This is a genomic window from Xylanibacter sp. (assembly GCF_057607445.1).
On sequence record NZ_DBLZAX010000029.1, the window covers coordinates 1 to 12171 of the forward strand.

Sequence of the window (12171 nt, forward strand, 5' to 3'; positions counted from 1 at the left end):
TTCTCATAATGGGGCGTATGTATAGTAAGCTATGGTTAATATTGTATCGTTAAAGCTTTTGCCATAACACACTTTGAATGTTTTTATTTTCTATTCCGTTTTTCTGTTTGTCACACAGAAAGTCAGACGATGGACCATCATTATCTACATGGACCTCTGCCTGTCTACCGTTGGCAGAAATGAACGCTGTTTCCAGCTGCTGTGTCTTGTTCTTGCTTTCTTTGGAGATGCGCTTTTGTACAATGGGAATAACAATAAAATAAGAGGCTAAGACGGAGCAACGCTCCCTTAGCCTCTTACATTATAAATATGTCTTACGTATTTACAGATTGTCGATAACATTGCAGATGTCACCGAAGATGCGGTCGAGTTCGCCAAGACCGTTGATGTGGTGATGAAGGTTCTCTTTTGAGTACCATTCAATCAGCGGAGCTGTCTGGTTGTGATAAACGTCGAGACGCTTCTTTATTGTCTCCTCGTTGTCGTCAGAGCGTCCGCTCTCCTGACCGCGTTTGATGAGGCGTGTCATCAGTTCGTCCTCGGGAACGTCGAGCTCTATCATAGCTGCAATTTTGTGTCCGCGCTCGTTGAGCATGCTCTTCAGAGCCTCTGCCTGCGGTATTGTGCGGGGGAAGCCGTCGAAGATGACACCCTTGTGCTCTTTTCCGAAGCTGTCGTAAACGCTTGCAAGGATGCTTACCATCAGTTCGTCAGGAATAAGCTGTCCTTTGTCGATGTATTGTTTGGCAGTTTTTCCCAGTTCTGTCTCGTTCTTGATTTCGTTACGCAGTACGTCGCCTGTTGAGATGTGGCCAAATCCGTACTTCTTAATCATAAGATCGCTTTGTGTGCCCTTTCCTGAACCGGGCGCACCGAAAATTACAATATTTTTCATCTTTTTACTTTATGTTATTTTGTCTTACTCTTCCACCAGAGTATATATGTCGCGCAGGTTGCGTCCCTGCTGGTTGTAGTCGAGTCCGTAGCCAACGATGAAGTCATTAGGAATCTCCATTGCGGCATATTCGATGTTCAGATCAACCGTAAGTTTTTCGGGCTTGAGCAGGAGTGTGCAGATATGCACCGACTCGGGGTTGCGCGTTCCGAGCGAGTCTATCATGCGTTTCATTGTCAGTCCGCTCTCAACAATGTCTTCAAGGATTATTACTGTTCTGCCAGAGATGTCCTCGTTGATGCCTATAACCTCCTTGATTTTTCCTGTAGACATTGTGCCCTGATATGAGGCCAGCTTCACGAAGGAAATCTCACACGGAATGGTTATGAGCCGCATAAGGTCGGCTGCGAAAACAAACGAGCCGTTGAGCACGGCCAGAAACAGCGGGTTCTTATCCTTCATGTCTTTGTTTATGCGGTCTGCAACCGCCTTGACGCGCTTCATAATCTCGGCTTCGGGATAAGAAATCTTGAATTTTTTGTCATGGATTGTTATTGGGTCCATAGTGCTTTTTTTATATTTTGGCACAAAATTACTAAAAATATATCAAACATTAATAAGCGATTGGCATTAATTTTGTATTTTTGCACTGATGAAGATTTTTACAGGTGCTCAGATTCGTGAGCTTGACAAATATACAATAGAGCACGAACCCGTTAAATCGATAGATTTGATGGAGCGTGCGGCTAAATCGATAACGCATGCCATTACCGAAACTTGGAGCAATGGTATGCCGGTGATTGTTTTTGCCGGACCGGGCAACAACGGAGGCGACGCCCTTGCCGTGTCGAGGATGCTTGCTGAGCAGAAATATGATGTAAGCGTTTATCTGTTCAACATCAACGGCAACTTGTCTGAAGACTGCAAGACCAACAAGCAGAGGCTTATTGAATGCAGGGCTGTAAGAAAGTTTGACGAGGTGGTGAACGAGTTTGACCCTCCGAAACTCGAAAAGAACATGCTTGTCATCGACGGCCTGTTCGGTTCGGGGCTCAACAAGCCGCTGGCCGGAGGCTTTGCCTCGCTTGTCAAGTACATCAATCAGTCGGCTGCTACGGTGGTGAGCATCGACGTACCGTCAGGACTGATGACTGAGGACAACACCTATAACGTAAGGGCAAACATCATAAAGGCTGACCTTACGCTGACACTGCAAAACATAAAGTTGTCGTTCCTTTTTGCCGAGAACCAACAGTTTATCGGCAAGCTTCGCATGCTCGACATAAGGCTGAGCAAGGAAGGCATGGAGCAGATGACATCACATTATCGCATTCTTGAGGAGAACGACCTCAGACCGCGCCTGCTGCATCGTGACTGTTTTGCGCATAAGGGCGATATGGGCCATGCGCTCATCGTAGCCGGCAGCTATGGCATGGCCGGAGCCGCCGTGCTTGCCACAAAGGCATGCCTGCGCAGCGGTGTGGGTAAAGTGACCGTCTGCACGCCAAGACGCAACAACGACATACTGCAGATGTCTGTTCCCGAAGCCATAATGCATGTCGACAAGGAAGAAACCTTCTTCTCAGAGTCGGTTGAGACAGCTGACTATGATGCATTAGGCATCGGACCCGGACTGGGCATGCAGGAAGGCGCAGCTATAGCATTTATCAGTCAGGTGCGCCGTGCGCAGATTCCTGTTGTGGTTGATGCCGACGGCCTGAACATCCTTGCAAGCCACAGGGCATGGCTGCAGCAGTTGCCCAAGGGCATAATAATGACTCCGCATCCAAGAGAGTTTGAGCGCTTGTCGGGCAACAGGTTCAACGACAGCTATGAGCGCCTGAGCAATGCCCGCGACATGGCAGAGCACCTGCAGGCTTATATCATACTCAAAGGCCACAATTCAGCCTTGTGTATGCCTGACGGAAACATCGTTTTCAACTCTACGGGAAATGCCGGAATGGCAACAGCCGGAAGCGGCGACGTGCTGACCGGTATAATAACAGGACTCTTGGCGCGTGGCTACAGGCAGGCTGACGCATGTATGCTGGGAATGTATCTGCACGGACTTGCCGGCGACCTCGCTGCGAAAGAGATAGGAATGGAGAGTATGGTGGCAGGCGACATCATCAGATATCTGCCACAGGCATTCCGCCGTCTGGAAGATTAAACCGGCAACAGGCCTTATGGCCGTTGCCTTTTCCATATATTATAAGTTAGAACCGAAAATAATGAGATATTATGAAGAAGCTGATAACATGTGCATTGCTTTTTACAATGGGACTTCATGCCGCATCTGCCCAGAAAGGTAAGAACGTGGCAGAGGGAACCGGGTATTATCTTCCACGTACCGAGTTGCGCTTTACGGTGAAGATGGAAAAGACATCCTATACGCCGGGCGAGTTTGCCGTTTATGCCGAAAAATATATGAAGGTGAGAAATGTCAGCATGCAGCCATCTGTTACCTACCGCATGTTGGGACTTGACATTAACTCTGAAGGCGAGCGCGACACGTCTAAGTTTTATGTGGCTCCGGTCGACTCTAAACATAATATACAGACGCTTGAACTCGACGATAACGGTGTGCTGCTTGCCATAAATGCAGAGCCGAAGCAGATAAAGGAGCGTGTGCCGTTTAAGCCTGCGCCGAAGCCTGCACCGCTAAATCCGCGCGACTATATGAACGAGGATGTTCTCTCGGCAGGCAGTTCGGCCAAGATGGCTGAGCTTTGCGCTCTTGAGATTTATGACATACGCGACAGCCGCAGCCTGCTGAGCAAGGGACAGGCCGACTTTATGCCTAAGGACGGCGAGCAGCTCAAGATAATGATGCGCAACCTTGACGAGCAGGAGAGCGGACTTATGCAGCTCTTTACGGGTGTTACCGTTAAGGACACTATTGAAACCGAGATTGTGTTTGTGCCTAACAAGGAAACCGACCGCCAGCTGCTGTTCCGCTTCTCGAAGTGGATGGGCATAACCGATGCCGACGACCTTGGCGGCAATCCATATTATGTAAGTGTTGAAGACAAGCATATCATGCCGTCTGTTCAGGAAAATCTGCTCAGCACGAAGAAGGCCAAGGACAATGGCGGATTTTATGTAAATCTTCCGGGAAAGATAAAGGTTACTCTGTTTAAGGGCACCGAACAATGGGCTGCATACGAGCTTTATGCCGCTCAGTTTGGTCAGGTGGTGGCTCTTGACGAAGGACTTTTCGACAAGAAACTGCTTACGAGCATTGTTCTCAATCCTGTTACAGGCAGCCTTGAGAGCATAGAGATAGAGAATATTAAGAAGTAATTAGGCATTTCCTAGCCATATTTCCTGCATCATGGCCCGCTTTCATTCCTGAAAATGTGAATAAAATTTAAAAACATTTGACGGTACGCAAGTAAAATGCACTTTGATGATTTCATTGGTGTAAGATAAATAATAAATATGTTATGAAAGCAATGAAATTCTTTACAGTGATAGCGTTGGCCATGATGTCGGTTTTCACAATCACCTCTTGTGACAACGACAACGATGTTTATTGGTATTATCCGCCTTATCCCAACGCGCTTGTTACGGTGAAGCCCGTAAGCGACAACGGTTTTTACCTTCAGTTGGACGACAGCACCACGCTGTTCCCCACAAACATGAAGACTTCGCCTTACGGCGACAAGGAGGTAAGGGCGCTGGTATGCTTTACAGAGGTGAAGCCTGTCAACTCTGACTATACCAAGTCGGTAGAGATAAACTGGATGGACAGCATACTGACAAAGAAGGGTGTGCCTTATCCGGGTGAAGAAGGCGAGGCTGAATATGGTGAAGATCCGATAGAGATTGTAAAAGACTGGGTAAACATTGCCGAAGACGGATACCTCACTCTGCGTTTCCGCACACGTTGGGGCAACAATGGAGTGGCACACTTCGTCAACCTGTTCACCGGAGTTAATCCCGATGACCCGTATGAGGTTGAGTTCCGTCACAATGCCTTTGGCGATGTCAACGGAGTATGGGGCGATGCCCTTGTGGCTTTCCGCCTGAGCGACCTGCCTGACACAGAAGGCAAGACCGTGAAACTGACATTGAAATATAAGTCGTTCAGCGGCGAGAAGTCAATACAGTTCGACTATTGCAGCCGTAAGGCTGCCGGAAGCACGAATATAGCCGAAAAGCCGGCATATTCATCGCGTGTTAAGTAATCCGGATTATTATTGTTTGTTGATTATATTTCAGAAAAGGCCCCGCCGAGTGTTTTGGCGCAGGCCTTTTCGATATTAAAGAATGACAAAAAACTACGGCAGATATAAAGAGAACGACCTCGTCGAAATGGTAGTTAAGAAAGACCGGGGTGCAATGAAATTCCTTTATGACAGATATGCAGAATATTTGTCTGCCGTGTGTGGTCGCTATATCGCAGACGAAAACGACCGCAAGGATGTCTTGCAGGAGTGCTTTATCAAGATTTTTATGTCGCTCTCTACATTCGAGTATCGCGGCGACGGTTCGTTGAAGGCATGGATGGCAAGGATAACGGTCAACGAGTCGTTGAAGTTTATAAGAAAAAGCGCCACTTACAGTTTTATTGAATATGGCGAGAATGTGCCCGACACGGCCGACGAACCTGAAGTAGAAGGCGTGCCGGATGATGTAATCAATAAGATGATTTTGTCTCTCCCTCCTGGTTATCGAATGGTTTTCAACCTCTATGTGTTTGAAAACAAAAGTCATAAAGAGATTGCACGTATGCTTAACATTGGCGAAAGCTCGTCGGCATCTCAGTTCTCCAGGGCAAAGGCCCTGCTTGCAAAACGTATTAAAGAATATAAAACAGCACATAAAAATGATTAGGTCATGGAAAAACAATGGATAGAAGATCTCAGAAAACGATTTGACGACAGAAAGGCTCCCGTTCCGGAAGGCTTGTGGGATGATATTGAGTCTGCCATGGCCGAGGCAGGTGCTGATGCCGTAGACAGTAGCACAGGCAAGCGCCGGGCACGCATCGTTCCTCTCTGGGGGCGATGGTCTGCCGCAGCTGCCGTTTGTGCCGCCTTGGTTGTCGGTCTGGTTAAGTATAGTCAGCCTGCACCTACTGAGCTGGCGTCTGTGGGCAGTGCGTCTCACAAGTCGGCTGACGTTTCTGCCGCAAAGTCTTCAGATAATGTTGCTTATGAATCTGCGTCTACAGATGAAGCCGGCGATGCCGTACAGCCCGCGCTGTCTAGGCTAAAGGCCGGAGTGGCAGCTGTAGTTGAGAGAGCAAAAGAGCGTGCTGCCGTAGACAGCGTAAGGGTAGAGACTGCTGACGAAAACCTCGTGGCTGATGCCGGTGTGGCCGCTGATAAAGAAAACAAAGCTGCTGAAACTGCAAAGAAGGAGGTGTCTGTAGTGAGACATCAGCCTTCAGGCCGCAGACAGTCGCCTTATCGTGCAGACAATGATGATCTGCTGGCTGTCAGTTCGCACAAGCGTCATGACTCAAGCGTGTCGGTAGGCGTATATGGTGCCAACTTCATGTCTATTGGAGGCACTTCTAATGGCGGCATGATGTCTCAGCAGCAGATGAACGCTTACGTTGATCCGGTTTTGAACAAGGATTTTGTCATGCTTACATCTATGAACGACAACCTCAGAGCCGCCGAGACAGAGGAGAACGAGGTGAAGGTTAAGCACCGCCAGCCGGTCAGACTCGGTATGTCTGTGCGTTTCAAGTTGCTTGACAGACTTGGCGTGGAGACCGGTATGAGCTATTCTTATTTGTCGTCTGACATTGCTTCAGGTGATGATGAAGGCGGATTCCGCACAGAGCAGAAACTTCATTATGTAGGTATACCTTTGGGTGTTAACTATGATATCTGGAAGACTGACTTCCTCGAGGTTTATGCCTCTGCCGGCACCATGGCCGAGTTTTGCGTTTCAGGCCGTTCGAGCACGGAGTATGTTTCAGACCAGACAATAATGAAGCGCACTGAGACCGACATGAAAGACAGCAGGCCGCAGTGGTCGGTGAATGCTGCCGCAGGTGTGCAGTACAACTTCAGCAACCTTCTGGGTCTGTATGTGGAGCCGGGTGTAAGTTATTATTTCGATAACGGCAGCAGCGTGTCTAACATATATAAGGACAAGCCGTTTAACTTTAATCTTAATTTAGGTCTTAGGTTTACTATAAGATAGTTGCAGACATAATGTTTACAGTTATTTTGGTCATGCTTTCAGGCATGCTTTTAGGGCGCTTGCTGCGTAACCGCCGCATGGCGTTTTTGCCCCGCGTTGTAATGTTCCTTATATGGGTGCTTCTGTTTCTGCTAGGAGTAGAGGTGGGAGCAAACCCCGAGATAATACGTAATTTGAAGTCGCTTGGCGTCGAGGCTTTTGTCCTTGCAGTGGCAGGCACGTTGGGCAGTGCCGTTCTGGCATGGGCTTTATGGCGTTATGCAGAAAGGAGCGGTGAGCGATGAGAGACAGTCTTATTATCGTCGGCTTTTTTGTGCTGGGTATTGTCTTCGGCCTGAACGACATACTCCCTGACTCGTTGGTGGGCAATAGCAGCGTCAGCTTTGGTGCTTTGTGCGGCCTGATGTTTTTTGTAGGTGTCAGCGTAGGCAGCGACTCTAAGATATTCGCCAGCATACGTTCGGTCAATCCGCGGCTTATGCTTCTGCCTCTTATGACCATTGTAGGCACCCTAGCAGGCACCGCTGCAGCTTCATTCCTGTTTCCGCGCCACGGCTTTACCGACTGTCTTGCTGTCGGTTCGGGGTTCGCCTATTATTCATTGTCAAGCATATTCATTACGGAATATCGTGGAGCTGAGCTGGGCACGGTGGCTCTCCTTGCTAATATCTCGCGTGAACTTATAGCGCTCCTTTGTGCTCCTTTGCTGGTTAAGTTCTTCGGAAAACTTGCTCCTATTTCTGCCGGTGGAGCCACGACGATGGACACCACTTTGCCTATAATATTGCGCTATTCAGGCCAGCAGTTTGTCATGCTGTCTGTATTTCACGGTTTCTTGGTTGATTTCAGTGTGCCGTTCCTGGTGACATTCTTCTGCTCTATATAATATAATGTATTGGTCTTGTGGCGCACTGGCAGAGTGCATGTTCTGACTTTGCCTGTTATGCATGCTGCAATATGTGGTCTTTTGGATTCTGATTGACGGCTTATTGCCTGCTGATATGCCACATATTGCAATGCAAGATGCCTGCTCCTGCGTGTACGGCATGATTCATAAAAAGTTTTTCTTAGAAACTCGTAACTTATCACAATTGCCTTTAATGCGCTAATAGTCAATGCTTTAGCGTGTGATGAGTTGAATTCTCAACTCGTCACATCATCATAATCCTGCTGTTTTTATATACGTAAAATGCGTAGTCGGTTTTACAGCGTGATGAGTTGGTACAACAACTCGTCACGCTGTAACTCATTGAAGATTATTGCGTTACGTGTCAATGTGATGAGTGATGAGTTTTTTTGAAAAAATTGTTTTGCCGATCGTCACAAAATATGTGCATAATGTTTAGATGTATTGGTTGAAAATAGTTCATAAGACTTGGTGGCTTAAAAAATGTTAATAGCATGAAACTGCTTTCCAAAGTGTGATTACAACACTTATGCGTAATCGTTATATTTATGATTTGTCTATTATTATGGCTATATCGCCGTTAAAATGAAGCAAGTCTTATTATATAAATATAAATTATTAACTTTATTAATCTTATGAAAAAACATTTGCTAATAGGCGCTTCTTTGTGTGCGTTGAGTTTGTCAGCGCAGGCACAGCGTATCGACTTTGATAACGCTCCGCTTAATCCCGGGCGCGACACGGAGGACAAATATATCGGATGGACAGTAGATAAGGCAGTTGCTGACACTCTTACAGACATTGAAGTGCCTGGCGACGAAACCCGCAAACTGACACTTGTTGTCAACTGTGGCGACCAGTCGGTTACAAACAGAACTCTGAAATCTAACTGGTGGAAAGACGGAGTGAACAAGCATTCTAAGCTTGTAGGCGACTGTGTGGCTGTATATGGATTTGATTCCGACGGCAACACTCCTCAGCTTACAACGGAGAGTGCTACGATGAACCTTGTCTTTAAGGGACTTTCAGCCGGCAGCCACTCCTTGTTGGCATATCTCAATGTTACTGACGGCAATATCTCTTCGGTAGCACCGATTGACGTGCTGGTGGATGGCGTAAAGGTTGCCGAAAATATAATAATGTCGTCAAGGGCCGAAAGCCCGTCTGCCAGCGGACAGGCTTATATAACGTTTAATGCCGTTGAGGGTGCTGACGTAACTGTAAGTTTTGTGTCAAAGCCAGAGGCAGGTGTTACGTATGGTACTTCCGGAATATTCCTCAGTGGTATTGTGCTGGATGAGTCGAATCCTAATTCAACGGCTTTAGATCCTTATCCCGCAAATCTCGACTATCATGTCGATGCAGACAACGGTTCGCTCACACTGAGGTGGACTAAAGCGCCGATAGCAGTCAGCAGCGTTGTATATATGGGCACATCAGCCGATCAGCTGGTGAAGGTCGGCGAGACAAATGATGACTTTTACACAGTAAGCAACCTCTCTGCCGCCGAGTCGGCACTTAATACATACTATTGGCGTGTTGACGAGATTGATGCCGAAGGTAACGCCTATCCGAGTGATGTATGGTCGTTCCGTCCGCGCCGCATAGCATTCCCCGGAGCCGAAGGATATGGAAAGTATGCTATCGGAGGTCGTGGCGGAAGTGTTTATCATGTAACGTCTCTTGAAGATTATTCTGCTGAAGAGGCTCCTGTTCCAGGCACTTTCAGATATGGACTTACTGAAGTTGACGGTCCCCGTACTATAGTATTCGATGTTTCCGGAACAATCAATCTTAAGTCTCGTCTGACATGTTCTGACCCATACGTTACCATCGCAGGACAGACAGCTCCCGGCAAAGGTATCCTTTTCCGTGGTGCTCCTATCGGTGTGGCAAGCGACGGCATCACACGCTTCGTCCGTATGCGCCGTGGATATCATAATGACGATGTGGCTGATCAGGCAAAAGGACTCGACGGTCTTGGTATGGCCGGCAACAATAATGCGATAATGGACCACTGCTCTGTAGGATGGACCATCGACGAGGCTTTCAGTTCGCGCAATGCCAAGAACATCACCTTGCAGCGCACTCTTATCTCTGAAGCCCTCAACGTGGCAAATCATCCTAATTATGGTCCAGGTGCGGCACACGGATATGCTGCTACCATTGGTGGCGACACTGCCACTTATCACCATAACCTTCTTGTTCATAACGAAGGACGCAACTGGAGTTTGAGCGGCGGACTTGACGGAGCCGGAAGTTATGCCGGACATCATGACGTATTTAATAATGTAGTATATAACTGGGGCGGACGTGCCACAGACGGCGGAACACATGAATGTAATTTTGTAAATAACTATTATAAGATGGGTCCTGCAACCACTCAGCGCTTCTTGTTGCGTGCACAGCTTGAAGGCACCGGCACAGGTTCGCAGTCATATTATGTTAAAGGCAATCTTAGAATAAATAAGGACGGATCTGTTACAGAAGATGCGCTTGACGAAACTTACAGATATGAGACATCTGGGGGACAGGTGGTTGATTGGACGGTGTTCGTAGACAAGCCCTTCTTCGATTCCAAGGCTGAAATACAGGATGCAAAGGATGCTTATAAGTCGGTTCTGTCTGACGTCGGAGCCAATCTTCCTTATTTTGATGAGCACGACATGCGCATGGTAAGCGAGACATACAATGGCACGACAAGTACAAAGGGTAGCGTTTCGGGTAAACTGGGACTTATCGACCGCGAGACAGATGCTGAAGGATATGTTTATTTCCCTGAAGTAGGCGAGACACGCGGTGCCGATTTTGATACAGATGGCGACGGTATGCCAGACTGGTGGGAGAAGGCCAAGGGATTAAATCCGAATCTCGAAGATAATAATACGCTTAATGCCGAAGGTTACACAGCATTGGAAGAGTATCTTAATTGGATGGCTGAACCAAATTATCAGATTCTTCCTGGTGTTGAGAGTAAGATTGACTTAAATGCCTTGTTTGTTGGCTTTGATAAAAATTCGGCATTTTATGGCTATGAGTGTCCTGACGGATGGAATGTGATGGATAATTCTGACGGTACGCTCAGCATAGAGCCGGACATTAATGCCGACGGACTTTTCACTATACCTGTTTTCTGTGGTGATGGTACGACAGAGTATACAATGACTCGCAACATTAATTTGTTCGTATCTTCTTCAGCCACTGCAATAGAAAGTCCTGCTGACATCGAGAATGGCGCTTCTGCAAGTTATCAGATATATTCAGTGGATGGCGTGTTGCTGAAAAATGGAAAAGATTTCAAGTCGCTGCCACAGGGTATATATATATTAAAGGTTACAGATGGCAAGAAAGTCAAGTCTTATAAGGTGGTGAACAAATAAAAACCAGACATATCAAGAAAAATCCGTTTGAAGGAGTCTCTCCGGATAACGGATTTTTTATTTAACCCAAATCTGTTATTATGATTTGGATCGTATTTTTCTTTATATTGAGCGCATTTTCGGTATGTCAGGAAAAAGCGAACAAGAAGATGCCAATAGAAACAAAAGACGGAGTGAAAGAATGAATGCACAAAATTGGTAATGCAATGTGCTGTCTAATGACAGATTTTGGCTAAAATGAATTATGGTATATTTGAAAATCAAAAAGAATATATCTTCTTTATATGAATAAAACTCCAATTTTTTATCTGTTTTTGGGTTTTAGACTAAATTTTTAAAATTAGTGTAAAATTCGTAGATTTTACGAAGGATTATCCTGTTTTGCTTGATTTATATCAATTTTGAGTGGAAAAATCGATATTTTTGAAAAATAATCCTCAAAAAGTTTGTGAGAATAAAATAAACCCCTTATCTTTGCACTCGCTTTCACAACGATAGTGATAGCGAACAAGAAAAGAGTTCTTTGAAAAGTTTACATATACAACAGAAACAGTACAGGCCTTCAATCGTTTCTTGATAAGAAACATGAAGGGAAGAACATGTAGGGTTCCGTCCATATTGCTTGATTCATATCTTGCAAAGATGGCAATTCACATATACTGGATAATGAAATGCGTACATTACAGAGCAGATTAAATTAATCTTTACCTTCGGGTATTGATTACATTATAAAGAAATTTTACAGTGGAGAGTTTGATCCTGGCTCAGGATGAACGCTAGCTACAGGCTTAACACATGCAAGTCGCGGGGCAGCATGAAGTCAG

At 46.3% G+C, this 12171-nt stretch carries 10 protein-coding genes; 8 read left to right on the plus strand and 2 right to left on the minus strand.

What is annotated here, in order from left to right; translation table 11 throughout:
• Window positions 1-322 precede the first annotated feature (322 nt).
• On the minus strand, window positions 323-895 hold the full coding sequence (locus ACZMIG_RS14335; protein ID WP_021853830.1) for an adenylate kinase: 573 nt from the start codon (window positions 893-895) through the stop codon (window positions 323-325).
• A gap of 24 nt (window positions 896-919) precedes the next feature.
• Window positions 920-1459, minus strand: coding sequence for a hypoxanthine phosphoribosyltransferase (gene hpt, locus ACZMIG_RS14340; RefSeq protein WP_021853829.1), 540 nt, complete (start codon window positions 1457-1459; stop codon window positions 920-922).
• Between the two features lie 88 nt (window positions 1460-1547).
• Here hpt and ACZMIG_RS14345 point away from each other — a divergent pair, with 88 nt between their 5' ends.
• The 8 genes from ACZMIG_RS14345 (at window position 1548) to ACZMIG_RS14380 (ending at window position 11347) form a co-directional block, all read left to right on the plus strand.
• Window positions 1548-3065, plus strand: a complete 1518-nt coding sequence (locus tag ACZMIG_RS14345; RefSeq protein ID WP_021853828.1) for a bifunctional ADP-dependent NAD(P)H-hydrate dehydratase/NAD(P)H-hydrate epimerase — start codon at window positions 1548-1550, stop codon at window positions 3063-3065.
• 71 nt (window positions 3066-3136) lie between these two features.
• On the plus strand, window positions 3137-4198 hold the full coding sequence (locus ACZMIG_RS14350; protein WP_021853827.1) for a DUF4831 family protein: 1062 nt from the start codon (window positions 3137-3139) through the stop codon (window positions 4196-4198).
• A gap of 143 nt (window positions 4199-4341) precedes the next feature.
• Window positions 4342-5085, plus strand: coding sequence for a NigD1/NigD2 family lipoprotein (locus ACZMIG_RS14355; RefSeq protein ID WP_021853826.1), 744 nt, complete (start codon window positions 4342-4344; stop codon window positions 5083-5085).
• An 82-nt stretch (window positions 5086-5167) separates the two neighbouring features.
• On the plus strand, window positions 5168-5734 hold the full coding sequence (locus ACZMIG_RS14360) for an RNA polymerase sigma factor (RefSeq protein WP_053397501.1): 567 nt from the start codon (window positions 5168-5170) through the stop codon (window positions 5732-5734).
• Between the two features lie 3 nt (window positions 5735-5737).
• Window positions 5738-7060 carry an outer membrane beta-barrel protein gene (locus ACZMIG_RS14365; protein WP_418874364.1) on the plus strand — a complete coding sequence of 441 codons (1323 nt, stop codon included), beginning with the start codon at window positions 5738-5740 and terminating at the stop codon, window positions 7058-7060.
• 11 nt (window positions 7061-7071) lie between these two features.
• The gene (locus tag ACZMIG_RS14370) at window positions 7072-7344 is read left to right on the plus strand and encodes a LysO family transporter (protein ID WP_053397503.1); all 273 of its coding nucleotides are present in this window, start codon (window positions 7072-7074) and stop codon (window positions 7342-7344) included.
• On the plus strand, window positions 7341-7946 hold the full coding sequence (locus ACZMIG_RS14375) for a LysO family transporter (protein ID WP_303054456.1): 606 nt from the start codon (window positions 7341-7343) through the stop codon (window positions 7944-7946). The genes ACZMIG_RS14370 and ACZMIG_RS14375 overlap by 4 nt, the downstream gene beginning before the upstream one ends.
• A 656-nt stretch (window positions 7947-8602) precedes the next feature.
• Window positions 8603-11347 (plus strand): T9SS type A sorting domain-containing protein, encoded by a 2745-nt coding sequence (locus ACZMIG_RS14380; protein ID WP_021853820.1) that lies wholly within the window; start codon window positions 8603-8605, stop codon window positions 11345-11347.
• Window positions 11348-12171: the final 824 nt, after the last annotated feature.

Excerpts from the sequence above, each read along its gene's own strand:
- ACZMIG_RS14350 (WP_021853827.1), top strand. The coding sequence starts at position 3,137 with ATGAAGAAGCTGATAACATGTGCATTGCTTTTTACAATGGGACTTCAT.
- ACZMIG_RS14365 (WP_418874364.1), top strand. The coding sequence starts at position 5,738 with ATGGAAAAACAATGGATAGAAGATCTCAGAAAACGATTTGACGACAGA.
- ACZMIG_RS14355 (WP_021853826.1), top strand. The coding sequence starts at position 4,342 with ATGAAAGCAATGAAATTCTTTACAGTGATAGCGTTGGCCATGATGTCG.
- ACZMIG_RS14370 (WP_053397503.1), top strand. The coding sequence starts at position 7,072 with ATGTTTACAGTTATTTTGGTCATGCTTTCAGGCATGCTTTTAGGGCGC.
- ACZMIG_RS14360 (WP_053397501.1), top strand. The coding sequence starts at position 5,168 with ATGACAAAAAACTACGGCAGATATAAAGAGAACGACCTCGTCGAAATG.
- ACZMIG_RS14345 (WP_021853828.1), top strand. The coding sequence starts at position 1,548 with ATGAAGATTTTTACAGGTGCTCAGATTCGTGAGCTTGACAAATATACA.
- ACZMIG_RS14375 (WP_303054456.1), top strand. The coding sequence starts at position 7,341 with ATGAGAGACAGTCTTATTATCGTCGGCTTTTTTGTGCTGGGTATTGTC.
- ACZMIG_RS14380 (WP_021853820.1), top strand. The coding sequence starts at position 8,603 with ATGAAAAAACATTTGCTAATAGGCGCTTCTTTGTGTGCGTTGAGTTTG.
- hpt (WP_021853829.1), bottom strand. The coding sequence starts at position 1,459 with ATGGACCCAATAACAATCCATGACAAAAAATTCAAGATTTCTTATCCC.
- ACZMIG_RS14335 (WP_021853830.1), bottom strand. The coding sequence starts at position 895 with ATGAAAAATATTGTAATTTTCGGTGCGCCCGGTTCAGGAAAGGGCACA.